The organism is Kaistella antarctica, from assembly GCF_900109615.1.
Classification (GTDB): domain Bacteria; phylum Bacteroidota; class Bacteroidia; order Flavobacteriales; family Weeksellaceae; genus Kaistella; species Kaistella antarctica.
Genome location: NZ_FOIX01000001.1, coordinates 855,971 through 880,031 on the forward strand (window position 1 = coordinate 855,971; position 24,061 = coordinate 880,031).

25 protein-coding genes are annotated in these 24,061 nt (G+C 35.7%); 19 read left to right on the forward strand and 6 right to left on the reverse strand.

The features are described 5' to 3' along the window. The first annotated feature begins 125 nt into the window (after positions 1-125). The 8 genes from BMX49_RS04125 (at position 126) to BMX49_RS04160 (ending at position 5,268) form a co-directional block, all read left to right on the forward strand. On the forward strand, positions 126-1,331 hold the full coding sequence (locus tag BMX49_RS04125) for a pyridoxal phosphate-dependent aminotransferase (protein ID WP_034718849.1): 1,206 nt from the start codon (positions 126-128) through the stop codon (positions 1,329-1,331). Between the two features lie 175 nt (positions 1,332-1,506). After that, positions 1,507-2,025, forward strand: a complete 519-nt coding sequence (locus BMX49_RS04130; RefSeq protein ID WP_034718851.1) for a DUF2199 domain-containing protein — start codon at positions 1,507-1,509, stop codon at positions 2,023-2,025. Between the two features lie 3 nt (positions 2,026-2,028). Next, positions 2,029-3,048 carry a UDP-N-acetylmuramate dehydrogenase gene (gene murB, locus BMX49_RS04135; RefSeq protein WP_034718853.1) on the forward strand — a complete coding sequence of 340 codons (1,020 nt, stop codon included), beginning with the start codon at positions 2,029-2,031 and terminating at the stop codon, positions 3,046-3,048. A 147-nt stretch (positions 3,049-3,195) separates the two neighbouring features. After that, positions 3,196-3,438, forward strand: a complete 243-nt coding sequence (gene rpmB, locus BMX49_RS04140; RefSeq protein WP_034718855.1) for a 50S ribosomal protein L28 — start codon at positions 3,196-3,198, stop codon at positions 3,436-3,438. Positions 3,439-3,441: 3 nt separating this feature from the next. Further along, complete coding sequence (rpmG, locus tag BMX49_RS04145) at positions 3,442-3,624, forward strand: 50S ribosomal protein L33 (protein WP_015806891.1); 183 nt, start codon at positions 3,442-3,444, stop codon at positions 3,622-3,624. Positions 3,625-3,643: 19 nt separating this feature from the next. After that, positions 3,644-3,799 carry a DUF4295 family protein gene (locus BMX49_RS04150; protein WP_074726709.1) on the forward strand — a complete coding sequence of 52 codons (156 nt, stop codon included), beginning with the start codon at positions 3,644-3,646 and terminating at the stop codon, positions 3,797-3,799. Positions 3,800-3,909: 110 nt separating this feature from the next. After that, entirely contained in the window at positions 3,910-4,863 is a 954-nt protein-coding gene (ftsY, locus tag BMX49_RS04155; protein ID WP_034718857.1) for a signal recognition particle-docking protein FtsY, read from the forward strand. A 150-nt stretch (positions 4,864-5,013) separates the two neighbouring features. Further along, complete coding sequence (locus BMX49_RS04160; protein ID WP_034718859.1) at positions 5,014-5,268, forward strand: GlsB/YeaQ/YmgE family stress response membrane protein; 255 nt, start codon at positions 5,014-5,016, stop codon at positions 5,266-5,268. 72 nt (positions 5,269-5,340) lie between these two features. Here BMX49_RS04160 and sppA read toward each other — a convergent pair whose 3' ends face one another. Then, positions 5,341-7,098, reverse strand: a complete 1,758-nt coding sequence (gene sppA / locus BMX49_RS04165; RefSeq protein ID WP_034718860.1) for a signal peptide peptidase SppA — start codon at positions 7,096-7,098, stop codon at positions 5,341-5,343. Between the two features lie 20 nt (positions 7,099-7,118). Here sppA and folK point away from each other — a divergent pair, with 20 nt between their 5' ends. The 5 genes from folK to fmt all read left to right on the forward strand — a co-directional run bounded on the left by folK (position 7,119) and on the right by fmt (position 13,141). Beyond that, positions 7,119-7,532 carry a 2-amino-4-hydroxy-6-hydroxymethyldihydropteridine diphosphokinase gene (gene folK, locus BMX49_RS04170; protein ID WP_034718862.1) on the forward strand — a complete coding sequence of 138 codons (414 nt, stop codon included), beginning with the start codon at positions 7,119-7,121 and terminating at the stop codon, positions 7,530-7,532. Between the two features lie 20 nt (positions 7,533-7,552). Beyond that, the gene (locus tag BMX49_RS04175) at positions 7,553-8,647 is read left to right on the forward strand and encodes a hypothetical protein (RefSeq protein WP_034718863.1); all 1,095 of its coding nucleotides are present in this window, start codon (positions 7,553-7,555) and stop codon (positions 8,645-8,647) included. Between the two features lie 74 nt (positions 8,648-8,721). Continuing rightward, entirely contained in the window at positions 8,722-10,155 is a 1,434-nt protein-coding gene (locus BMX49_RS04180) for an OmpA family protein (protein ID WP_034718864.1), read from the forward strand. Between the two features lie 87 nt (positions 10,156-10,242). Then, positions 10,243-12,150 (forward strand): RecQ family ATP-dependent DNA helicase, encoded by a 1,908-nt coding sequence (locus tag BMX49_RS04185; RefSeq protein ID WP_034718865.1) that lies wholly within the window; start codon positions 10,243-10,245, stop codon positions 12,148-12,150. A gap of 43 nt (positions 12,151-12,193) precedes the next feature. Beyond that, entirely contained in the window at positions 12,194-13,141 is a 948-nt protein-coding gene (gene fmt / locus BMX49_RS04190) for a methionyl-tRNA formyltransferase (protein WP_034718866.1), read from the forward strand. Between the two features lies 1 nt (position 13,142). Here the strand turns inward: fmt and BMX49_RS04195 are convergent, their stop codons facing one another. Then, positions 13,143-15,470 carry a choice-of-anchor L domain-containing protein gene (locus BMX49_RS04195; RefSeq protein WP_051803686.1) on the reverse strand — a complete coding sequence of 776 codons (2,328 nt, stop codon included), beginning with the start codon at positions 15,468-15,470 and terminating at the stop codon, positions 13,143-13,145. 102 nt (positions 15,471-15,572) lie between these two features. Further along, positions 15,573-16,397 carry a translation elongation factor Ts gene (gene tsf / locus BMX49_RS04200; protein WP_034718868.1) on the reverse strand — a complete coding sequence of 275 codons (825 nt, stop codon included), beginning with the start codon at positions 16,395-16,397 and terminating at the stop codon, positions 15,573-15,575. A 136-nt stretch (positions 16,398-16,533) separates the two neighbouring features. Here tsf and BMX49_RS04205 point away from each other — a divergent pair, with 136 nt between their 5' ends. Beyond that, positions 16,534-17,112 carry a DUF6759 domain-containing protein gene (locus BMX49_RS04205; RefSeq protein WP_034718869.1) on the forward strand — a complete coding sequence of 193 codons (579 nt, stop codon included), beginning with the start codon at positions 16,534-16,536 and terminating at the stop codon, positions 17,110-17,112. 5 nt (positions 17,113-17,117) lie between these two features. Here the strand turns inward: BMX49_RS04205 and BMX49_RS04210 are convergent, their stop codons facing one another. From BMX49_RS04210 to BMX49_RS04220, 3 genes are read right to left on the reverse strand one after another with little or no spacing between them, the layout of a single operon-like run. Then, entirely contained in the window at positions 17,118-17,813 is a 696-nt protein-coding gene (locus tag BMX49_RS04210) for a tRNA1(Val) (adenine(37)-N6)-methyltransferase (RefSeq protein WP_034718871.1), read from the reverse strand. Between the two features lie 51 nt (positions 17,814-17,864). Continuing rightward, entirely contained in the window at positions 17,865-19,337 is a 1,473-nt protein-coding gene (locus BMX49_RS04215) for a sensor histidine kinase (RefSeq protein ID WP_034718873.1), read from the reverse strand. Next, positions 19,324-19,920, reverse strand: a complete 597-nt coding sequence (locus tag BMX49_RS04220; RefSeq protein ID WP_034718874.1) for a riboflavin synthase — start codon at positions 19,918-19,920, stop codon at positions 19,324-19,326. The genes BMX49_RS04215 and BMX49_RS04220 overlap by 14 nt, the downstream gene beginning before the upstream one ends. A gap of 130 nt (positions 19,921-20,050) precedes the next feature. Between BMX49_RS04220 and pdxA the strand changes: the two genes are divergently transcribed. From pdxA to accC, 5 genes are all read left to right on the forward strand, one after another. Further along, positions 20,051-21,139: a 4-hydroxythreonine-4-phosphate dehydrogenase PdxA gene (gene pdxA, locus BMX49_RS04225; RefSeq protein ID WP_034718876.1), complete on the forward strand. Its 1,089-nt coding sequence runs from the start codon at positions 20,051-20,053 to the stop codon at positions 21,137-21,139. Positions 21,140-21,227: 88 nt separating this feature from the next. After that, entirely contained in the window at positions 21,228-21,749 is a 522-nt protein-coding gene (locus BMX49_RS04230) for a YceD family protein (protein ID WP_034718878.1), read from the forward strand. A 65-nt stretch (positions 21,750-21,814) separates the two neighbouring features. Next, positions 21,815-22,018 carry a 50S ribosomal protein L32 gene (gene rpmF, locus BMX49_RS04235; protein ID WP_034718880.1) on the forward strand — a complete coding sequence of 68 codons (204 nt, stop codon included), beginning with the start codon at positions 21,815-21,817 and terminating at the stop codon, positions 22,016-22,018. A gap of 115 nt (positions 22,019-22,133) precedes the next feature. Beyond that, positions 22,134-22,613, forward strand: coding sequence for an acetyl-CoA carboxylase biotin carboxyl carrier protein (accB, locus tag BMX49_RS04240; RefSeq protein ID WP_034718881.1), 480 nt, complete (start codon positions 22,134-22,136; stop codon positions 22,611-22,613). A gap of 91 nt (positions 22,614-22,704) precedes the next feature. Beyond that, positions 22,705-24,057: an acetyl-CoA carboxylase biotin carboxylase subunit gene (gene accC / locus BMX49_RS04245; protein WP_034718883.1), complete on the forward strand. Its 1,353-nt coding sequence runs from the start codon at positions 22,705-22,707 to the stop codon at positions 24,055-24,057. Positions 24,058-24,061: the final 4 nt, after the last annotated feature.

The window sequence follows — 24,061 nt, forward strand, 5'->3', positions numbered from 1 at the left end:
TTTTTGGTGTTGGGAAAAGGTGTTGGCGAAAAAAGATTGCAGCGGATAGCCGGACTGATTTTTCTAAGAAGCAAAAACTGTTTTGCTCCAAAAAAATTCTTAATTTTGCAGACAAATAAATCATAATGCCAAAAATTTCAGTAAGAGCGCAAAAGATGCCTGCCTCACCGGTAAGAAAGCTGGTTCCCTACGCCCTACAAGCGAAACAAAGAGGAATCAAAGTTTATCATTTAAATATTGGTCAGCCCGATATTGAAACACCGCAATCTGCTTTGGATGCAGTGAAAAATAATGATTTAAAAATCTTTGAATACGCACTTTCAGAAGGTAATTTAGAGTATAGGTCTGCGCTGAAAGATTATTATCACATGCTTGGTTTTACGGATCTTACGACTGATAATTTCATCGTGACCAATGGTGGATCTGAAGCTTTGAATTTTGCTCTTTCGACTTTATGTGATGATGGCGATGAAGTGATTATTCCAGAACCTTATTATGCGAATTACAATGGGTTTGCCAGCACTTTTAATATCAATGTTGTGGCAGTAACTTCGACGATTGATACGGGATTTGCGTTGCCGCCGATTGAAGATTTTGAGAAAAAAATTACGCCGAAAACAAAAGCGATTTTAATTTGTAATCCTGGGAATCCGACTGGTTATTTATACACCCGTGAAGAGTTACAGCAATTGGCTGATATTGCTTTAAGACATGATATTGTGATCATTTCTGATGAGGTTTACAGAGAATATGTGTACGATGGAAAGCAAGCGGTTTCAATGTTTGATTTCCCTGAAATTGCTGAGAATTGCATTATCATTGATTCTGAATCAAAAAGATATTCCATGTGCGGCGTAAGAATCGGCTGTATGATTACACGTTCTAAAAAAATTCATGATGCGGCGATGCTTTTTGCACAAGCGAGATTGAGTCCAGTCCTTTTGGGACAGATTGCAGCAGCGGCAGCTCATCAAAATGATGCAGAATATATATTGAAAGTTCGTGCAGAATATACGCACCGTAGAAATGTTTTGGTAGACTTGCTCAACGGAATTCCGGGAGTGATTTGTCCGAAACCAAAAGGAGCTTTTTATTGTGCCGTAGAACTTCCGGTTGATGATACTGATAAGTTTGCGCAATGGTTGCTCGAAAGTTATTCGCACAATAACGAAACCATTATGGTGGCGCCAATGAGTGGTTTTTACAGCGACCCAGAATTGGGTAAAAAACAAGTGCGAATTGCCTATGTTTTAAAAGAAGATGATTTGAGAAGAAGTGTAGAATTGTTGAATGATGCACTACAAAAATATAAGATTGAATTTGGTCTTTAATAGTATTAAGAGCGGGTTTTTTAGCCCGCTTTTTATTTAAACGCAACGGCGCAAAGGTTTAATCCTTAATGTTGCTAAATTTACGGGCGCAAAGGCTTTTCCCTTAGCGAAGTTTGCAAAGAATTTTTAATCACTTCCACATTCAAAAATAATAGAATCTTTATAAAATTTGAAAATGAGTTTAGATCATAAATGTTCGATTTGCGGTGAGATTCATGATGATTATCCAGCACTCACTTTTGCCTATCCCAATTCATATTATTGGCTGACTGAAGAACAAAAAAACACGTTTAAAATTAACATTGATGCTGATTTTTGTACGATCGAATATCCGGACCGAATAGATCGATTTATTCGAGTGGTGCTGAAGCAGAAGATTGTAAAATCCTCGATATATTTGGAATACGGACTTTGGGTTTATCTCAATGAAGAGGATTATGAAGACTATGCCGCCAATTTTAATAATACAAACCATGAAAGGGTCTATTTTGGTTGGCTGAGCAATGCACTGCCAGATTATCAATTTGAAAAAAGTATCGCCATGGATGTTAAAACAAAACCAGGTAATGAACGACCGGAAGTTTATCCTCAACTGGATTTTAGTCATCCCTTTGTTGTTGACTTTTATAACGGAATTATCAAAGAGGAAGCCGAAAAAAGAATTCACAATATGCTCTCAAACATTGCTCCATAAATAATGAATATCCAAGAAAATTATTCGCTTAAAAATTATAATACGTTCGGTGTTGAGGCGTCCGCCAAATATTTTTCAGAAGTAAAATCATTGGATCAACTTACGCAGATTCTTAGAAACACTTCTGTTCAGAAATTTGATTTGCTATTCTTAGGTGGTGGAAGTAATATTCTATTTACGCAAGATTTTAATGGAGTCGTTCTTCAATTAAATTTGAAAGGTGTTTCGGAAAGAATTCTAAATGATAATGAAGTTTTGGTTACTTCGCAGGCTGGTGAAAACTGGCATGAATTCGTTCAGTTTTGTTTGAACAAAAACTATGGAGGCTTAGAGAATCTATCACTGATTCCAGGCAACGTAGGGACATCTCCAATGCAAAACATTGGAGCGTATGGAACGGAAATCAAAGATACTTTTGTGAGTTGTAAAGTTTTGAATTTGGAAACATTAAATGTTGAAGAATTTGATCATGAGCACTGTCGATTCGGCTACAGAGAATCAATATTTAAACGAGAAGGAAAAGGCAAGTATGTGATTTTGGAAGTTACTTTTAAACTGACTCGAAAAGATCATGTAATCAAAACAGAATATGGCGCAATCAAAGCTGAACTGAATAACTTAGGAATTGAAAACCCAACCATTCAGGATATTTCTAAAGCGGTGATTAACATCCGTCAAAGTAAATTACCAGATCCAAAATTAATTGGAAATGCGGGTAGTTTTTTTAAAAACCCTTCGATTCCAATAAAGGAATTTTTAGAAGTGCAGACAAAGTATCCCCAAATGCCTAACTATCCGAACGGAGAAGTAGTTAAAATCCCGGCAGGTTGGCTAATTGAGCAATGTGGCTGGAAAGGAAAACAGATGGGGAATGTGGCTTCGCACGAACTTCAAGCTCTGGTGCTCGTGAATAAAACGGGATTTGCGACGGGGAAAGAAGTTTTTGATTTCTCCACCAAGATTATTGAATCCGTCACGGAAAAATTTGGAATTGATTTAGAGCGAGAGGTAAATGTCATTTAATAGCAGTTAAATTCTAAATTTTTAGAGATTTAACCGAGATAAAAATCAATTTTCTTTGAAATAATTATCAATAATATTTGTATAACTAAAATATTCTTCGTTATTTTGCACTCTCAAATATTTACTCAGAAATAAGAACGTCGAGATATGTCAAGAATTTGCCAAATAACAGGAAAGCGTGCCATGGTAGGAAACAATGTTTCTCACGCTAATAACAAAACGAAGCGTCGTTTTGAAATTAACTTATTGGAAAAGAAATTTTACCTGCCAGAGCTAGAGAAATCTGTAACTTTAAAAGTTTCAGCTCACGGATTGAGAATTATCAATAGAATAGGGATTGAAGAAGCAATACTAAGAGGGACCAGAAGTGGTTTCATTAAAAAATCATAAATCATGGCAAAAAAAGGAAATAGAGTACAAGTGATTTTGGAGTGCACAGAGCACAAAGAAACCGGAGTAGCAGGAATGTCAAGATACATCACTACCAAAAATAAGAAGAATACTACTGAGAGATTAGAGTTGAAAAAATTCAACCCGGTTCTTAAGAAATATACTCTTCATAAAGAAATTAAGTAATTTTTTAAAGCAATAAAAAATGGCAAAGAAAGTAGTAGCGTCCCTACAAGGTGGTGCAGGTTCAAAAAAAATGACCAAAGTTATTAAAATGGTAAAATCTGCTAAAAGTGGTGCTTACGTTTTTGATGAAAAAGTAATGAACGCTGAGGAAGTTGATGGTTATTTGAAAAAATAATTTTCACTCCCACGAGAATATATAAAACTATCCTAAATGGATAGTTTTTTTATTTTATCTTTGTTTTTGCCCGTGGCAAGTTTTTGTAATTCAAATTTGTAATTTCTATAATGAGTTGGTATAAAAAAATATTTAAGAAAGAAGAAAAAGAATCTTTAGATAAAGGTTTAGAGAAATCCAGTCAAGGTTTTTTCGATAAAATTTCTAAAGCAGTTGTTGGTAAAAGTACCGTTGATGAAGATGTTTTAGATAATCTGGAAGAAATTCTTATCGCCTCTGATGTTGGTGCTTCTACGACTATAAAAATTATTGAAAGAATTGAGCAACGTGTTGCCCGAGATAAATTCGTCGGCACCGATGAACTGGATAAAATTCTTCGAGAAGAAATAACAGGTTTGCTTTTAGAAAATCCACACGCTGGCTCTGGAAACATTGACGAGACTAAAAAGCCCTATGTAATTATGGTTGTCGGGGTAAATGGAGTTGGCAAGACCACCACTATTGGTAAACTCGCCCATCAATTTAAATCAGAAGGAAAAAACGTTGTACTTGGTGCAGCGGATACGTTTCGGGCTGCAGCTGTTGATCAGTTGGTTATTTGGAGTGAGATAGTAGGCGTGCCGATTGTGAAGCAAAATATGGGGAGTGATCCTGCGTCTGTAGCGTTTGATACGGTTCAAAGTGCAGTGGCTAATAAAGCCGATGTCGTGATTATAGATACAGCTGGTCGTCTGCACAATAAAATAAATTTAATGAATGAATTAACCAAAATTAAAAAGGTGATGCAAAAGGTAATTCCTGATGCGCCTCATGAGATTTTGTTGGTTCTGGACGGTTCTACGGGACAAAATGCCTTTGAGCAAGCCAAACATTTTACCGCTGCAACTGAAGTGAATGCTTTGGCAGTTACTAAATTAGATGGGACTGCAAAAGGCGGAGTAGTTATTGGTATTTCTGACCAGTTTCAAATTCCGGTAAAATATATTGGTGTAGGTGAGAAGATGACCGATTTGCAACTATTTAATGGTGCTGAGTTTGTAGATTCTTTCTTTAAAAAACGTTAGGTTTAGTTAACGTCAAATAAAAAGTTGATTTGCTAAGGCTACAATTTCAACTTTTATCCTTAAAAAAGATGATTTTTATCATTTTGGTCTTATGTTTGATAATTAGTTGGAAATAAAAATTACTTAATATTAACATTAAAATTTAAAACTATGGGTATTTTAACTTGGATCATTTTCGGTCTTATCGCAGGAGCTTTAGCAAAATTCATTATGCCAGGTAACCAAGGAATGGGTTGGCTATTGACAATTATTTTAGGAATTGTAGGTGCTTACGTAGGAGCCTTTGTAGGTCAACTATTAGGTTTAGGTGATGTAACTGGTTTCAACATTGGAAGTATGTTCCTTGCCATTGCTGGTGCACTGATTGTCCTCTGGATTTATGGTATGGCTACTAAAAGAGGCTAAGAAATTTAAGATAAAAAAATCCCGCACTGAGCTTTCAGTGCGGGATTTTTAGTTTTACATTATCATCGATACTTAATTGATCTTAATATCGAAGGGCATTTTCATCATTACACCTTCTTGAAGTTTTGGATTGGTGAGCTGATCAAACATTTTATAGTTATCCGCACCGATTTTATTTTTAATCAATCTAGCAGAGATTTCATCTTCGTCCAAATTTTTGAAGATTTGCTCAAACTGACTCATCTTTTTTGGATAACTCGTTACGCCATAATCTTTCAGTTTCACTTTTTGTGCGGCAAAGGCGATGGCATCTTGCAAGGTTCCCAATTCATCAACCAATCCAATTTCTTTAGCGCGAGTTCCGCTCCAAACTCTACCACCACCAATTTCATCAATCTGTTCGAAGGATTTTTTACGATTTTCTGTTACAAAATGTACGAATCGTTTATAAGTTTGTTCTACACTTTTCGTTAAGATCGCAACGCCACCTGGAGTAACTCCGTTAATTGGAGAATACATATTGGAGTTCGCATTGGTCGTTACTGGAATAGCGGTAAAGCCATTTTTATTTGCAATTTCTTTAAAGTAAGGGATCATTCCAAAAACTCCGATCGAACCAGTTAAGGTATTTGGTTCCGAATAGATTTTATCTGCAGCCATCGCGATATAATACCCACCTGAAGCAGCATAATCACCAAAAGAAACGATAATTGGCTTTTTCTTTTTCAGTTGCTGTAACTCAAATAAAATTTCATCTGAGGCATTTGCGCTTCCTCCCGGAGAATTTATTCTAAGAACTACCGCCTTTATTTTATCGTCTTCTGTCAACTTTTTAATTTCTTTAACATAATTATCAGCGAAAATATCTTTGTAACCTTCGCCATTGTAGATTGCTCCTGATGCATAAAGCACTGCGATTTGCTCATTCTTTTTCGAAGCATCTTCGCTGAAAGAGTTGATGTACTTTTTGAAAGAGACTTTAGTAAGCTTGTCTTTTTCTTTCAGATTTAATTTAGTTCTGATCATTTTATCGTACTCACTTTTCTGCATTAGTTTATCTGCTAATTTATTTTGCAAACTTAAATCAGGGATTGTTCCATATAAACTATCCACCACGGTGCGGAACTGAGCAGAATCAATTTTTCGAGAAGCAGCGATTTTTTTTGAAGTAGAAGACCAAACGTCGTTCAATAAAGTAGATAGTTGATCCTTGTTTTCTGGCGACATATCATCTCGCATGAATGGTTCTACGGCAGCCTTATACTTCCCATGCCTGATGATTTCAATTCCGATTCCGTATTTATCAGCAAAGTTCTTCATGTATAAAACTTCCGTAGATAAACCTTTTAAATCGATTCCACCTGCTGGGTTCAGAATATATTGATCAGCAACAGAACCTAGATAGTAAGCAGATTGCGAAACTACATTCCCATATGCATATACGAATTTTCCGCTTTTCTTAAAGTCTTCCAGAGCACCACGAATGTCATCAAGTTGGGTGAAGCCAGCACGAATTCCGTCAGTCTCTATACTGATGCCTTTTATTTTGTCATCATTTTTTGCTTTTTTTATAGCTTCGAGCATATCGAAAATTAAAACATTTTTCTGTTTATCGTTGAAGGCAAACAAATCACCTTGGTCTTCAGTAGGGCTGTCGATGATACTTGTTTTGAAATCTAGCGTTAGAACAGTGTTGCTTTTAATAGAGGGCTTCTGATCTCCACTCAAGGCACTTGATGCAATAATCATTATCAAAAACAGTGAAAACACTGCGGCTATAATAATAATTGCTACTATATTTGCTAAAACGTTTTTAAAAAAACTCCTCATAATTTTTATATTTGAACGATATGTCGCAATATGAAGTCACTTTGTTACTCGGGAGTAATTTAGGAGATCCTAAAAAAAATATCGAGGCTGCTCTTTGCAATATTGAGACGGCAGTTGGCGAGATTATAAGAAAATCTGAATTGATATTTACTGACCCTGTGGAGTTTGTCAGTAATAATATTTTTTGTAATATTGCAGTACTAATAAAAACACAATTTTCTCCCATAAAACTCTTAAATTATGTAAAATTAATAGAAAGAGAAATGGGTAGGGCAGATGATACATTGATTTCTGGTGAGTACCAAGATAGGGTTATCGATATCGATATCGTACGTTTTGGTAATCTTCGATTCCATACAAAAGAATTGACGATTCCGCATCAAAAACATTTATATGAACGTGATTTTTCTCGAAGATTGTTGGATGTATTATAAAACACATTAAAAACAATAATATGAAATTAAATTTATTATTAGCGCTAGCATTACCAGTAGCATTTTTCGCTCAGAGTAATTCAACTGCTAATACATCTGGGAATTATCCAAATCCTTACACGTCTGGCTCGGCCAATGTGAAACCCTTTGATAATTCATCGAGATTGTTTAGCGACTGGTCTGTTTCCATAGGAGGCGGTGGCGCCTTTTTACAATCAGCAGACGTAAATTCATTTTACGACGGCAAAGTTAATTTTGGGTGGAATGCTTATGCAAGTTTAGATAAGCAGATTACGCATACCTTTGGTCTGGGTTTACAGTATCAAATGGGCGAAACCAATCAAAAAGCCATGTTACCTGGAGCAGCAGGTGTAGCAGCGGGTGTGGCAACTGCTTATACTAAATATCGCCAAGTTTCTGTCTTGGGAGATATTAATTTCTCTAATTTACTTCGTCGTGTTGACAACCATTCTAATTATAGATGGGCTCTGCATGGTTATGGAGGTTTTGGTCTTCAGGGTTATGATACTTTATTGCTTGACAATGATATGTCTCGTTACAGTACGACTCCAAAAAGAATCCCAATCATCATTGAACAAAAAATTGGATTAGACAGTTTTTTTTTCCAATTCGGAACAGGTTTGAAGTTTAATGCTTCTAAACTAATTGATATTGAAGCGAGAGCCATGTACGTTATTTCAGGAGATGATTCTTTTGACGGAGGTGGAATCGGAAAAAATGGCGTTCCTAGATATAACGCAATTCAATCTTCACACTCTGATAATTTGTTAACAGTAAATTTAGGCGTATCTTTCAAATTAGGGAAGCATACTCCACATCTTGCGTGGTTTGATCCTTTGCAAAACATAAATGATAGAATTCATACTTTAGATAATCAAGCGATTGATTTTGTAGTCTGTGAAAAAGGTGATTTAGATGATGATGGCGTTTGTGATGATTGGGACAGAGAACTCAACACTCCAAAAGGAGCAAGAGTTGATGGTGCTGGTGTCGCCTTGGATGTGGATTTAGATGGAGTCATTGATCTATATGATAAATGTGTTACAGTACCTGGACCAGCATCAAATGATGGTTGTCCAGTTAATGTTAAATAAAAATAAACTATATAAAGTGAAGTGTTGATATAAAACCAACAAATGAACTTTTTTAACAAAATAATAATTATAATATGAAACTAAATTTAACAAGTATTGCAGTCGCGCTAGTATTACCGGCCGCAATTTTTGCACAAGATTCAATTAGCAGTTCTATGAACAACTATCCGAATCCGTACACTTCTAGCTCTGCTAACGTGTCTCCCTTTACACAAGAATCTAAACGATTCAATGACTGGGCGATTTCTGCAGGAGCTGGTGTACCATTGATGCAGTCGTCTGACCTTACCTCAATTAAAGGGTACGGAGCTGGAAAAAATCTTTTCGGCTGGTCTGCTTATTTAAGTGTTGATAAAGCAATTACCCATGCTTTTGGCCTTAAACTTCAGTATGACAAAGGGGAATCTAGACAAGGATTCGTCAATACAAAAGACAACGTTGCTTCTCCATCTGGAGACGGTGGAAGAACTCAGTATGATGCGATTTCTGTTTTAGGAGATATTAATTTTTCTAATCTTTTAAGAAGAGTAGATAATAAATCACCGTTCAGATGGGCACTTCATGGATATGCAGGTGCTGGTACATTGGCTTACAAAGCTTACAGACAAAATGCAGGACCAACTTACAATCAAAGTTTGATTACAGAAGTGAAACCTTTTAAATTCGGAAGTTTATTCGGTCAAGCGGGTGCAGGTTTAAAATATCGTGCAACAAGATCGCTGGATATTGAAGCGAGAGGAATGTACATCTATACTGGTGATGACACTTTTGATGGTGCAAGCAGCAGAAATGTGAATGATAATGTCTCCGACAATTTAATTAATGTTACGTTAGGAGCAACATTAAACCTAGGAAAGCATGAGTCTCACCTTTTCTGGCATGATCCACTTCAAGAAATCTATTACAAGTTAGATGTATTGGCTGATAAAAACCAAGACGTAGAAGTATGTAAAACAGGTGATGCTGATAATGACGGAGTTTGTGATGATTGGGACAGACAACTTAACACGCCACTTGGTGCAAGAGTTGATGGTGCTGGTGTAGCTCTAGATGTAGATTTAGATGGTGTAATTGACTTGTATGACAAGTGTGTTACTGTTCCAGGACCTGTTGAAAATGACGGTTGTCCTTTAGATGGTCAGTCTACAGTTTCTGATCAAACAAGAACTTTAGAAGGAATCGAATTTGATTTAAACTCAGACCGAATTCTTCCATCAAACACACCAATTCTGAATAATGCAGTTAATTATATTAATTCATCGCAAGGTGCTTACAATGTAATTGGCGGTACAGATACAAGAGGAACTAATGCTTACAATCAAAAATTGTCTGAAAGAAGAGCCAATAACGTTAAGAATTACTTAATGCAAAATGGCGTAACTTCAGGTAAATTAGATGCGATAGGAAGAGGTGAAACTAACCTTAAATATCCAGAATGTGAACCTGCGACTAAATGTCCAGAATGGAAAAACAGAGCCAACAGAAGAGTTTATTTCGAAGGGAAATAATTCAAAAAGCTTTTAAAATACTAAAGAAAGGCCACGTTAATCGTGGCTTTTTTTGTTTTATGAAATTTGTTTCTGTAATTTTACTCGATGATTTCTCCCCAAGATTTTGAAAACCTAAAACACCAAACCTTAAAGCATTTTTGGGGTTATGACAGCTTTCGGGATTCACAGGAAGAAATTATTAATTCAATTGTTTCGGGAAAAGATACATTGGCTTTACTCCCGACAGGTGGCGGAAAATCATTGTGTTATCAACTCCCAGCCCTAATTTTAGAAGGGACGTGTTTGGTCGTATCACCGCTGTTAGCTTTAATGAAGGATCAAGTCTATCAGATGAAAAGAATCGGAATAGAAGCCGAATATCTATCCTCAGAATTAGATGACTATGATGCAGAAGTGATTTTTAACCGATGCAAAGAAGAATTGACAAAATTACTATATGTTTCTCCTGAGCGATTGACCAATCGTTTATTTCTTCAAAATTTAGAAGAGATTCAAATCTCTTTTATCGCCGTAGATGAAGCGCATTGTATTTCAGAATGGGGACAGGATTTTCGTCCCAGTTACCAAAACATAAAGGCCTTCCGAGATAATCTAGACAAGATTTCGTGTCTTGCTTTAACTGCAACCGCGACTCCAAAAGTTTTGCAGGAAATTCAATTGAAACTCAACCTTAAAAATCCAGTTGTTTTTCAGAAAAGTTTTAGAAGAAATAATCTTAAAATTGTTTTTGATAAAATTTCAGACAAATATGAAAGGATTTTAAATCTTTTAAAATACAATAATTCGTCGGGAATCATCTATGTACGAACTCGAAGGGAAGCTGAAGAACTATCCAACTTTCTCCGCCGAAACCAAATTAGAAACGTGGATTTTTTCCATGCAGGAATTCCGGTGAAGGAAAAAAATGCCAAACAAAATCTTTGGCTTCAAAGCCCAAATCAGGTTTTGATTTCTACCAACGCTTTTGGAATGGGCATCGACAAAGATAATGTACGCTTCATTATCCATTTTTCACCCGCACCGTCAATCGAAAATTATTATCAGGAGATTGGTCGTGCCGGTCGAGATGGTGAGAATTCCTACGCTTTTTTACTTTGGAACGAACAAGAACTAAAGTCTTTTGACCAGATTTTAATCAATCAGATACCGTCGAAAGCGGAGTTTCAAAATATTGTTACCTATTTATATTCTACCTTTCAAGTTGCCGAAAGCGATTTACCAGAAAAAGTGTTTCAACTTCACATTCAAAAAGTTCAAAATTTTACAAAAGTTTCTTTAGCAAAAATCAGAAACGTACTTAATTTTCTGCATCATCAGGAAATTATTTTTTATAATTTTCAGAATTCGCTTTCTTCGATTGAACTTAAAATAGGACCAGAAGAAATTGATTTACTGGCAAAAAAAGATGCTTATTTCATCGAGCTTTTATTGCGTAATATCTCAGGCATTACTACTCACAAAGTCATGTTTAGTGAAAAATCTTTCAGTACAAAAATAGCGTCAGATCCTCATTTGATCAAAGAGCGGTTTCGCGAATTACAACATAAAGGGTATTTGGATTATATTGATGGTGCTTTATCGAGTGTTAAATTTTTGAAGCATCGTGATCAACGCGACATAGAAGGAAAGTACTGGAATCTCTTTTCTCAAATTCAAAAAAATAAAATTCAGAAGTGGGAGGAAATGAAATTCTTTGTGGAGAATAAAGATTTTTGTAAAATGAAATTAATCCTATCTTACTTTGGTGAGAAGAATGTGAAAAACTGTGGTCATTGTTCAGTTTGTGAGCAGCAAAAAGAAACAGTCTTCGGGCGAGATGTCTCTAAAGAAATTTTAGAAGTTCTAAAGATTGCCCCAGCAAATGTGGAAGAAATTTCCATTAAATTAAATTATTTTGCTAAAGAAAGTATTTTAGAAAACCTAATTCATTTACTCGATTCAGATAAAGTGAAAATGCTCAATTTTAGAACATATTGCTACAATCGTGATTAACGAAATCTAATATTTATTAAATCCTATTCAATTATTATACTCCATGAAATCATTAAAAATTATATTTTTCGGAACACCAGAATTTGCAAAAACTTCTTTACAAGCAATTCACCAGTCTCATCACGAAGTTGTGGGTGTGGTCACCGTAGCGGATAAAGCCAGTGGGCGAGGACAAAAAATTAATCAATCTGCGGTGAAAGTTTTTGCAGTTGAAAATGAGTTGCCTTTTTTTCAACCTGAAAAATTACGTGATCCAGAATTTTTGGAAGAAATTGCAAAACTTAATGCTGATGTATTTGTGGTTGTTGCTTTTCGAATGATGCCGAAGATTTTATTTGAAATGCCAGAACTGGGAACTTTCAATTTGCATGCTTCTCTGCTTCCTGATTATCGTGGAGCCGCGCCAATTAATTACGCGGTGATCAATGGCGAAAAGAAAACTGGCGCCACCACTTTTTTTATTAATGAAAAAATTGATGAAGGAAATATTCTTTTGCAAAATGAAATCGCTATTTCACCTAATGAAAATGCCGGAGAATTGCATGATCGATTAATGGAAATGGGAGCTAAATTAGTTGTTGACACTTTAAATGGACTAGCCGAAAATTCAATTAAAGAGCAACCACAACCTACCGTTGAGCATCCGAAAAATGCGTTTAAAATTTTTAAGGAAGATACCCGAATCGACTGGAATCAAAATTCGGAGATAGTTCATAATTTCATCCGTGGAATGTCACCCTATCCAGCCGCATTTACTTCAATAAAAATTGGTGAAGATGAAAAGGTTTTAAAAATATTTAAAGGATCTTTCGAAAAGTCGGAGCAAGATAAACTGCCGGGAACGTTAGAAATTGACAAGCACCAATTTAAAATCTTCACTAAGAATGGTTTATATCTTCCTGAAGAAGTTCAACTCGAGGGCAAAAAAAGAATGTCGCTCAAGGATTTTCTGAATGGCTTTCAACACTTCGATCATATTTCTATGTTCTAAATTAATCTCTGTTTTTCAGCAATACCCAACCTTTGTAGGTAACCGGTGAGTTGGTTGCGGGCTCGATCCAGTTTAAAATATACCAATACGTTCCAGTCGTAAGCGGTTGGCCGTTCATCTTTCCATCCCAAATATAAGGTGGTTTTTGAGAGATGAAAACTTGATTTCCATAACGATTGTAGATTTCTATCTTGACGTCTTTTTTAATACTTAAATCGGAGTAATCTAAGAAATCATTTTTGCCGTCTCCATTTGGGGTGATAACATTTATTAAGTTAAGGATGAGGAATTGAAATTCACTTAATTCACACTTATTTTTATCTCTGGCATACATCGTGTGCAAACCGCGTGAGATGTTCTGAAATATATTAGAATTGGTGAAGTCTTGGTCTATTTTAGAATCAAGTGAATATTGATAAGCAGGTTGTCCACCATTTACAAAAACGGTTGCTGTATTTCCGGACACTTCAACGTTGGTGATTCGTGGAATTTCAGCTGCTGTAATTTTTACAAACTGTCGATAAACGCAACCGTTTGAACTTAGATCTACCCAGTAATCTCCAATACCCACATTTGAAATACTTGATTCTAAAATACCTTCTTCACCAGTACTCCATTTATAATAATCGAATCCAGCACCAGCATCTAAAGTAGTTTTCGCAATACCACAAATGCTGTCATCACGTAAAATGCTTGATTCATTGGGGGTTTTTTTAATAATGGTAATTTCACCCACATTGGCACAGTCTGTTCCATTTTGTACTCTAATTCCAAATGTGTGAGATGCAGAACTTAACGTTTGGTCAGCTAAAATTGGATTTTTGTTATTTCTTGCATCTGCGGGAGTAGCGAAAAACAAAGGAGCAATTGTTGTATTTGATGTAAACTCTTTTGTGTACTTATTCAAGTCCAATACAACTGAACCACTACGTTCTCTATCACAAATCGGAGTAGCTGTGAATGTGTTTTTTATAAGCGGTGTTTTCTTTCCAATGATCAATTTGAATTTTCCATATTCAGGTAAACATCCTAAGCTACTTTCAACTCTTACGTAAATTTCAGTATCAGCGGTCAAAACCCAGTCGTCTGGTAAGGGTATTCCTGTATCATATCGGGCATCGTCTTCATCAAGATAATATTTAGGCAGGAAAGTAGGATTAAAGTCATTGATAACTCTAGTACTTAAATCATTGAAATCAATAGGGATCTTTCCGTTTAATTTTTCATCGCAGAATTCATAAGTTCCATAATTAACGACAGCTTTTGGCTGAATTTCAACTTTAATCGAGCCTTTCAAAATACACCCTGCTAAATCAACTTCTACCTGATAGTTACCGCTGCTACCTGGCAAACCCGATAGTTTTAAGATTGCATTTGTTTCTAATGGCAGTAGAATACCTTCTTTATACCATTTGTATGAAGTTGCCCCTGGAGTTGTTGCGTCTAAGTCTTTTGTTATTCCTTCGCAAATTGCATTATCGGTAGTAATTAAAAGATCGGGACCAAGGTTCTTTTTACCAGCAAAACTTCCGGCTTTTAAAAATACTGCAGAGTCATGGGATGTGGTATCATAGTCTGCTATAACCAGCTTAATATGATATTTCTGTCCTGGAATAATATTTGTTTTGGCCGTTAATACCTTAGTTTGACCGTCAAAATTTGTGGGTGAATCTACACGAGGAGAATCGGGCAGATAATTGAAGCGATCAAAATACATAGGATTTCTCGGACAGTCTGTGCCACCCCTCACGGTTTGTGATGAAACTGGCTGATTAGTTCCCGGGACTAAGGCAATATTGTTGTAGTAAGGATCTCCATCTTGTCTAATAAGAAAAGCAAAAGAATCAAAATAAGCACAGCCGCTCTTCTGATATTCTTCTGACAACAGCATATACTCAAAACTGATTTCTGTTGTATTGTTCGCAATAAAATCAAACTCGAGAGAGGTTGCATTAATATATTTTGTCGGAGATGTTTGAAAAGCATTTGCTAAATCTAAATCACCCAGCCAATTGTACGCACCATCACTCAACAATGATGTGTTAGGTCCAGGTGCCTTTTGCGCACTTCCTGTACTTAAAATAATACCTTTGTCAATAGCAAAAGGTAACGTACCTTTCTCGAAATAGCCGTAGCTAAAAGGTTCGGTGCTTGCGTAATCCTGCCATCCTTTTACAGTAGCGTTTGAAAAAGTGATGCAGCTTGCATTGTTGACGCCGATAAATTTTTTGACGAGATCATCTGCGCTTTTGGAAGTCACCGTAATATATTGCTGCGAATTTCCTGCGATAAAGAATAAACCAAAAAGTAGAAGAAGTGTTTTTTTCAATTCTATAAAAATTAAGACTTCAAAATTACTCCTATTAACCCAATAAAAAAATCTCTTTCTAAGTTATAGAAAGAGATTTTAATCATATTTGAAAGTTAGAAATTACGTAAGACTAGCTCTTACATATCCTAAAACTTTTAGATCACTGTTAACAGATTTTACGTAGTCAGCTACAGATACTCCTGAATCCTTGATGAATGCTTGGTGTACCAAAGTGTTGTCTTTGTAGAATTTCTGCATTTTACCTTTAAGAATATTATCGATAATGTTGGCAGGTTTTCCTTCTTTCGTTAATAATTCTCTTTCGATATCCAATTCTTTGTCAATCGTTTCTTGAGAAACCATTGTTTCGTCTAAAGCAAGTGGCTTCATTGCAGCAACCTGCATCGAAACAGATTTTGCAACTTCAGCAGCGCCATCTACATTAGCAGATAAAGAAGAGATGGCAGCAATTTTATTTCCTGCGTGAATATAAGCACCTAAGAAAGGTCCTTCAATTCTTTCGAACGCACCGATTTCTATTTTCTCACCGATTAAACCTGTTTGCTCGATTAATTTATCTGCAACAGTTACTCCGTGGAAATCAGATGCTAAGAATTCTTCTTTGTTTGCATAAGCAACTGCCTGCTGTGCAAGTTCGTGTGCTAATTCTACAAAACTTTCGTTTTTCGCAACGAAATCAGTTTCGCAATTCAACGCGATGATGGTTCCCATCGTGTTGTCTTCGTTTAATTTGGCAATCACAGCACCTTCGTGAGAATCTCTGTCTGCTCTGTTGGCAGCAACTTTCTGACCTTTTTTTCTAAGATTTTCGATTGCTTTGTCAAAGTCTCCATCAGCTTCTACTAAAGCTTTTTTGCAGTCCATCATTCCTGCGCCTGTAATGTTTCTTAATTTAGCTACATCTGCAGCAACTGGTGTATACATATTCTTTTATTTATATTAAAAATTGATTAATTTGGCTATGTTTTTGAGCCTTGCAAAGATAATAAATTTCGCACAAACTAAAAAGCGCAATTTTTCGTTCTTATCAAAATCTAATGTTCTAAAAATTAACTCATTGATGAAAAAATTTATTTATTTCTTATTTTTATTTATGTCAATTTTTTCCTATGCGCAATCGAAATATACGGTAGCTCAGGTTGAAAAAAGCAGCGATGCCCAAGTGATTGCCAATTTTATTAAATTCAATCCCAGCCATCCTAAAACACCTGAATTTAAAAGAAAACTTTTTGCGGTTATTAATAATGATAGAACTCCTGCCGAAAAAGCCCGAGTTGCTAAACCAACTATTACGGCGGTTAATCCCAGCAAGCTGAAAAGGGAAGCGGTAAGAGATGTGGGCAAAACGAACACGAGTACTCATCGCAAGAGAACCGAAGATTTATTAAATCATCTTTTTAATAATGATCCTACGAGCAAAACTGCGTATGTGCAAATTGTGAACAAATCGAAGTGTAATTTAATCGTAAAAATTAGTGGCAAAAGATTTTACAATCTGAATGTTCCTGCGCTTAATGAAAATTTCATCTTAATTGATAAGGGAACGTATTTGGTGACCACTTCCGTTTGTGATGCAAAATATTCTTCTAATAAAAATATAGGGAAGGACATCGTTATTACTTTGAATGCTCCTAAATAAAAGATCTACTTAGAAAACTGATGGAATTCTTCCGTAAGTTTTAAATACTCATCGGTATACTTTCTGGCGGATTTTTCGATAATGAAGTCAGATTCCACAATATCTTTTTTCTCAAATCCAAATTCCAGTATTAATCTTTTCGGTTTCGAATCCTTGATTCCATAAATCTGTATTTGTCTATTTACATGCAAGCGAAATTTTAAACATTTCTCTTTAAAAAAAACTCCAGATTCAAAAGGTATTATTACGGAAAACAAACCGATCGAAGATAATAACTCTGACGTATTCGAAATTAGGTGCTCGAATAAAAGTTCTGATTGCTGTCTGGCGATAACATCTTTAAGTGAATCGTTTATTTCAAAATAAGGTGGATTAGAAACAACTAAATCGTATTTCTCTTTTGGGTTAAAGTTTTTATAGTCTTGCAACAAAACTTTTACTCGATTTTGAAAGGGGGAGTTTCCGAAGTTTCCGGCAGCGATTTCAACTGCATCTTCATTAATATCAATCGCGAGAATTCCAGAATTTGGATTTCGTTGAGCCAGCATCAAAGATATTAAACCAGTTCCTGTGCCGACTTCCAGAATATTTCGCGCCTTATCTACCGTTGCGCTCGCACCGAGTAAAACCCCATCTGTCCCGACACGAAACACGGTTTCTGCTTGCTGGATACTAAATTGTTTGAAATGAAAAGGCTTCACTGCGATAGATAGGGTTTTTAAAAATTGACAGAAAATTCTTTAGAATTATCCTTAACTTTTTTCTATTGACTTAAGATTGTTGGGAAGAGATATGGTAAACGTAGTTCCTTTTCCTAATTCAGATTTCACCGATATTTCTCCTTTATAATCTTCCACCATTTTACGAACCATCGTTAGTCCTAGTCCCATACCGCTCGATTTTGAGGTGAAATTGGGTTCGAAAATACTGCCGTAATATTCTTCCGCAATCCCAATTCCAGTGTCTTCAACGGTAATGATAATTCTTTTCTGTCTCTGTTCTACATCCAAATTAATAAGATTTTCGCGTTGCTCATCGCCTGCTTGTTTAGCATTAGAAACTAGATTGGTTATGATTCGGGAGAGGTAGATTTTGTCCATCTCGATCATAATTTTCTCAACATTGGTGTGAAAGTAAATCTTCTCATCGCTGAAAATGTTGATAATATTTTTTATTTCTTTATTTAAGTCAAAAATTTCATTATTCTTTTCAGGTAATTGAGCAAATTGCGAAAAAGCATTGGCAACCGTAGCTACTAAATCAATTTGATCGACCATTGTTTTGCTTAGGTGTTTTACTTTCTCGTAAATGTTTGGATCTTCTGGATTAAATTTCCTCTCGAAGTTTTGAATGGTCAACTTCATCGGTGTTAACGGATTTTTCACCTCATGGGCAACTTGTTTCGCCATTTCGCGCCAAGCTTCTTCTTTATCCTTAAAACTAAGTCGTTCTTTTTGTTCTGTAATCTGCAGAATCATTTTATTGTAGGCCTTCACCAGTTGATTCAATTCGTCATTTTTGTAATAGCGAATGGGTTGCGGATCATCCTCAAATAAAGTAATCCTGTTAATTAAATCTGAAAATTTAGTTACCGCATTTGTTAGGTTATTAGAAATGATCCAACTGAGCCAAACCCCAAATGCAATGATAAGCAGATTAACAAAGAAGATATAATTTAAATATCTATTAAATATGCTTACATAAGAAGAATCATTGTGGTAGTAAGGGAAATAGACTATTGCAATTGGTTGGAGCATATTGTTTTTAAGAATCATGTAAGAGGAGGTCACATTGGCTCCAATTTTTCTGTCGAAGCTTTTTAGATCGACTCTTTTATCACTTTTTAAAACTCCATTGATAATGTCTAACGGTATTTTTTTGACGGAAATTAAGTTGATGTCTTTATTAGAAATAACATAATTGCCCTTTAAATCATAGATGATAATATCTTGATTGTTAATGTCCGCGATTTCGAAAATATCGTTTGAGAGAATTTGGGGCAAATCATCGGTTTGCGCTTGGGTGTGGCTTACTGCATAATCTAGCGCAGACATAAGCGACTCCGCTCGTTTTTGCAAATCGGTTGTGCTTTGTTCCTTCGCATTATTTTTTAAAATGAAATAAGAAAGGGTTGAGGAGCCTGTAATGCTGAGCAAACAAATTACTAGAAATCCCCAGAAAACTCTATTGCGTAAACTAAAACCTTTGTATTTACTGAATGGCATTTTTTTTCATCAATTTATTAACATACTTCCCAATGATATCGAATTCGAGATTGACGGTATCTCCCTGCTCCAGACTTTTCATATTCGTGAACTCCCACGTGTAGGGAATAATTGCTACTGAAAAATCATTTAAGCCACTTTCCGCCACCGTTAAACTAATTCCATTTAAAGTTATTGAACCTTGTGGAACCGTCGTGTATTCATCAGAGTTTTCATAGGAAATGGTTATAAAAAAACTTCCATCCTTATCTTCTATGTTCTGTACGATACCAGTTTTGTCTACGTGTCCTTGAACCAAGTGACCATCGAGTCGACCGTCAAACTTCAAACAACGTTCCAAATTCACTTCAGTACCTACTTTCCATTTACCAAGATTTGTTTTTTCTAAAGTTTCATCAATCGCCGTCACCCGATAATTCGTTTCGGTAACTTCAACAACGGTTAAGCAGCAGCCATTATGAGCTAAACTTTGATCAATTTTTAATTCTTGTGTGAAAGGACTATTTAAAATAAAATCAATATTGCTTTCGTTATGATTGATGGCTTCCACAACTCCCGTTGCTTCTACAATTCCTGTAAACATATTTTTAGGTTTTTTAAGAGAAAAGATGAACTAAACATCTAATAATCCTTCAGAATTAAAATAAAGTAAGACTAGTTAATCCTAAATTGTTAAATTTGTAAAATTCTATTAATTTTCAAAGATAATAAAAATGAGTCCGAAACAACATAAAATAAAAGTGGGAATTTCTATAGGTGATTACAACGGAATCGGTCCAGAAATCATCATGAAATCTCTGAAAGATAAATCTATTACCGATTTTTTTACTCCCATTATTTTTGGTTCCGGAAAGTTGTTTACGTATCAGAAGAACATTTTCAAACTTCAGCATGTTTTTAATTATATCAATGAAGTTTCACAAGCACAAGATGATAAAATCAACATGGTGAATTTGTGGAAAGACAATGTTAATGTCGATTTGGGAACGCCTACCGAAGAATCGACCCGAATGGCAATTGATTCCTTAGAAGCTGCTACAACTTCGTTAATGAATGGTGAGATTGATGTTTTGGTCACGGCTCCCATTAACAAAGAAGAAATGATGAAGCACGGTTTCCAGCATGCTGGTCACACCGGATATTTAGAAGAAAAATTTGGAAAAAAAGGATTGATGTTTTTGGTTACTGATGATCTGAAAGTTGCGGTCTCTACCCATCATATTCCTATTTCCGAAGTGGCGGCGAATATTTCAAAAGAAAAAATTAAAAAACAAATCAAACTCTTAAACCAATGTTTGATTGAAGACTTTTGTGTTGAACGACCTAAAATTGCAGTACTGGGTTTAAATCCTCATTCTGGTGATGGCGGCGCAATCGGCAAAGAAGAAATCGAAATTATAGAGCCTGCAATCCGCGAATTATTTGATAATGGTATTTTGGTTTTCGGGCCATATCCAGCTGACAGTTATTTCCAACCAAGTAAATATAAAAACTTCGATGCCGTATTGGCGATGTATCATGATCAGGGTTTGGCGCCCTTCAAAACATTAGCGTATGAAGAAGGCGTGAATTATACTGCTGGTCTACCATTTATCAGAACTTCTCCAGATCATGGCGTTGCTTATGACATCGCTGGAAAAAACGTTGCTGATGAGCAAAGTTTTACTGAAGCTATTTTTATGGCTTTGAAAATTTTTAAAAATAGGACTGAGTATAATGACTTAGTAACCAACCGCATGCAGCCTCGCAGAAATTCGTCGGGGAACAATCCCGCTGATGATAAAACAGTTTTACGCGGTTAATAAAGATATACTTAAAACATTTCGCAGAGATTTGTTTAAGATTAATTTGTAATATTAAAAAAAATGCATATTTTTGCACCCTCATTTTATGGACAAGTTTAGAAACTACAGCATTGTGTTTTCGGGACTTAAAAACGGAAAACACGAGTTCAGCTTTGAGATAGATAAGAAGTTCTTTCAACTTTTCGATACTGAACAAGAATTTACAGAACCTAGAATTGTGGCTGAAATCCTTATGGATAAGCACACCACGTTTTTAGAGCTTTGCATTAAGACTTCGGGCATTGTTAATTTAGTTTGTGATATCACCAACGAAAATTTTGATTATCCGATTGAACATGAAATGGAAGTGTTGGTGAATTTTGGGGAGGAATATGATGACAGCGATATCGATGTAATTACGATTCCGAAAACAGATTACGCTTTTGATGCTTCACAATTGATTTATGAAGAAGTAATGTTATCAATCCCGATGAAAAAAATTTCACCAAATATTTCTGATAAAGATTTAGAAATTTTAGAAAGATTCAGTCCGAAAGAAATAGTTGAAGAAGAACCAGCAATTGACCCACGGTGGGAAGCATTGAAGAAATTAAAAGATAAAAATTAAATTTAAAATGATGAGAATTGAGCAATCAAATACTCATCGCTCATCAAATTAAAAAATTATAGAAAATGGCACATCCAAAGAGAAGACAATCGTCAACAAGAAGAGATAAAAGAAGAACTCACTACAAAGCAGTAGTTCCTCAATTAGCAAAAGATGCAGCATCTGGTGAAATGCACTTATACCACAGAGCACACTGGCATGAAGGAAAATTATACTACAGAGGTAAAGTAGTAATCGAAAAAGAAGTAGAAACTGCAGAAGAGGCTTAGGCTTAAAACCTAATAAAAACTTCTATTTTATACATAAACCACTCAATTTTTTCAATTTTGAGTGGTTTTTTATTGTTTTTTAGTATCTTTGGCATAATAAACAAATACCAATTATATGGACATTAAAGACATCCAGAATCTTATTAAATTTGTATCAAAGGCTGAAGTTTCAGAAGTAAAATACAAAACTAAAGACTTCGAAATTACCATAAAAACTCCGCTAGCAGGAAGCGAAACGAATTCTATGGCGTCACCAGCGGTTTATCATACTGCACCACAACAAGCACATGCTGCACCACAAGCTGCCGCTCCTTCTACACCTTCACCTGAAGTAGCGCTAGAAGATGATCGTAAATTTATCACAATCAAATCCCCAATGATTGGTACCTTCTACAGAAAACCTTCTCCAGACAAAGATCTATTTGTAAACGTAGGTGATGAGGTTACTGAAGGAAAAGTAGTTTGCGTAATTGAAGCAATGAAATTATTCAACCAGATTGAATCTGAAGTTTCCGGAAAAATCGTGAAAGTTTTAGTTGACGATGCAACTCCTGTTGAATATGACCAACCTTTGTTTTTAGTAGATCCTTCTTAAGTAATTTTAAATGATAAATTGTAAATTTTAGATGAGCACTCATTTGAAATAATTTAAAATTAAAGATTCAAAATTTAAAATTCTTAAATAGATGTTCAAAAAAATATTAATCGCCAATCGCGGCGAAATTGCAATGCGAATTCTACGTACCTGCAAAGAAATGGGAATCAAAACCGTTGCCGTCTATTCTACTGCTGATAAAGACAGTCTCCACGTGAGATTTGCTGATGAAGCAGTTTGCATTGGTCCGCCGATGAGCAAAGATTCTTACCTGAAAATTCCAAATATTATTTCTGCCGCAGAAATTACCAACGCTGATGCTATTCATCCAGGTTATGGGTTTTTATCTGAGAATGCTAATTTTTCTAGAATTTGTCAGAAAAATGGAATTAAATTTATTGGTGCCACGCCTGAGCAAATCGATAGAATGGGAGATAAAGCTAACGCTAAAGCAACCATGAAAGAAGCTGGAGTTCCTTGTGTTCCGGGTTCAGATGGATTGATTGATTCTTACGAACACGCCATAGAAATTGCAAAAGAAGTCGGGTATCCAGTGATGATTAAAGCGACCGCTGGAGGTGGTGGAAAAGGAATGCGCGCCGTTTGGAAAGAAGCGGATATGAAAGAGCATTGGGAATCTGCAGTTCAGGAAGCAGTAGCTGCTTTTGGAAATGGCGGAATGTACATGGAAAAATTGATTGAAGAACCTCGTCATATCGAGATTCAAATTGCTGGTGATCAATATGGAAAAGCTTGTCATTTATCTGAAAGAGACTGTTCTGTTCAGAGAAGAAATCAAAAGTTAACTGAAGAAACCCCTTCACCATTTATGACGGATGAACTTCGTCAGAAGATGGGAGATGCTGCGGTAAAAGCTGCTGAATATATTGGTTATGAAGGCGTAGGAACGATCGAATTTTTAGTTGATAAAAACCGTGATTTTTATTTCATGGAAATGAATACCAGAATTCAGGTAGAACATCCGATTACAGAACAAGTGGTAGATTTTGATTTGGTTCGGGAGCAAATTCTTTTGGCTTCAGGAACTGCTATTTCAGGACAAAATTATTTTCCAAAATTGCACTCAATTGAATGCAGAATTAACGCCGAAGATCCTTTCAATGATTTCCGACCTTCACCAGGGAAAATTACAGAATTGAATATTCCAGGCGGACATGGAATCCGGGTTGATACCCATGTTTATTCAGGTTACACAATTCCATCCAACTACGATTCAATGATTGCCAAGCTAATTACGACCGCACAGACTCGTGAAGAAGCCATCGCAAAAATGAAACGTGCACTGGAAGAATTTTATATTGAAGGTGTCAAGACAACAATTCCTTTCCACAGACAATTGATGGAAGATGAAAATTATCTTGCTGGCGAGTACACCACGAAATTCATGGAAGATTTTGTGATGGATAAAAAATATGATGTTTAAATCA

Bases quoted from the DNA above. Each gene is read 5' to 3' on its own strand.
- tsf (WP_034718868.1), bottom strand. From the start codon at position 16,397: ATGTATACACCAGTTGCTGCAGATGTAGCTAAATTAAGAAACATTACA.
- sppA (WP_034718860.1), bottom strand. From the start codon at position 7,098: ATGAGGAGTTTTTTTAAAAACGTTTTAGCAAATATAGTAGCAATTATT.
- BMX49_RS04205 (WP_034718869.1), top strand. From the start codon at position 16,534: ATGAAAAAATTTATTTATTTCTTATTTTTATTTATGTCAATTTTTTCC.
- BMX49_RS04130 (WP_034718851.1), top strand. From the start codon at position 1,507: ATGAGTTTAGATCATAAATGTTCGATTTGCGGTGAGATTCATGATGAT.
- rpmB (WP_034718855.1), top strand. From the start codon at position 3,196: ATGTCAAGAATTTGCCAAATAACAGGAAAGCGTGCCATGGTAGGAAAC.
- rpmG (WP_015806891.1), top strand. From the start codon at position 3,442: ATGGCAAAAAAAGGAAATAGAGTACAAGTGATTTTGGAGTGCACAGAG.
- rpmF (WP_034718880.1), top strand. From the start codon at position 21,815: ATGGCACATCCAAAGAGAAGACAATCGTCAACAAGAAGAGATAAAAGA.
- murB (WP_034718853.1), top strand. From the start codon at position 2,029: ATGAATATCCAAGAAAATTATTCGCTTAAAAATTATAATACGTTCGGT.
- BMX49_RS04215 (WP_034718873.1), bottom strand. From the start codon at position 19,337: ATGCCATTCAGTAAATACAAAGGTTTTAGTTTACGCAATAGAGTTTTC.
- accC (WP_034718883.1), top strand. From the start codon at position 22,705: ATGTTCAAAAAAATATTAATCGCCAATCGCGGCGAAATTGCAATGCGA.
- BMX49_RS04125 (WP_034718849.1), top strand. From the start codon at position 126: ATGCCAAAAATTTCAGTAAGAGCGCAAAAGATGCCTGCCTCACCGGTA.
- BMX49_RS04175 (WP_034718863.1), top strand. From the start codon at position 7,553: ATGAAATTAAATTTATTATTAGCGCTAGCATTACCAGTAGCATTTTTC.
- ftsY (WP_034718857.1), top strand. From the start codon at position 3,910: ATGAGTTGGTATAAAAAAATATTTAAGAAAGAAGAAAAAGAATCTTTA.
- BMX49_RS04220 (WP_034718874.1), bottom strand. From the start codon at position 19,920: ATGTTTACAGGAATTGTAGAAGCAACGGGAGTTGTGGAAGCCATCAAT.
- BMX49_RS04230 (WP_034718878.1), top strand. From the start codon at position 21,228: ATGGACAAGTTTAGAAACTACAGCATTGTGTTTTCGGGACTTAAAAAC.
- BMX49_RS04160 (WP_034718859.1), top strand. From the start codon at position 5,014: ATGGGTATTTTAACTTGGATCATTTTCGGTCTTATCGCAGGAGCTTTA.
- pdxA (WP_034718876.1), top strand. From the start codon at position 20,051: ATGAGTCCGAAACAACATAAAATAAAAGTGGGAATTTCTATAGGTGAT.
- fmt (WP_034718866.1), top strand. From the start codon at position 12,194: ATGAAATCATTAAAAATTATATTTTTCGGAACACCAGAATTTGCAAAA.
- BMX49_RS04150 (WP_074726709.1), top strand. From the start codon at position 3,644: ATGGCAAAGAAAGTAGTAGCGTCCCTACAAGGTGGTGCAGGTTCAAAA.
- accB (WP_034718881.1), top strand. From the start codon at position 22,134: ATGGACATTAAAGACATCCAGAATCTTATTAAATTTGTATCAAAGGCT.
- BMX49_RS04185 (WP_034718865.1), top strand. From the start codon at position 10,243: ATGATTTCTCCCCAAGATTTTGAAAACCTAAAACACCAAACCTTAAAG.
- BMX49_RS04180 (WP_034718864.1), top strand. From the start codon at position 8,722: ATGAAACTAAATTTAACAAGTATTGCAGTCGCGCTAGTATTACCGGCC.
- folK (WP_034718862.1), top strand. From the start codon at position 7,119: ATGTCGCAATATGAAGTCACTTTGTTACTCGGGAGTAATTTAGGAGAT.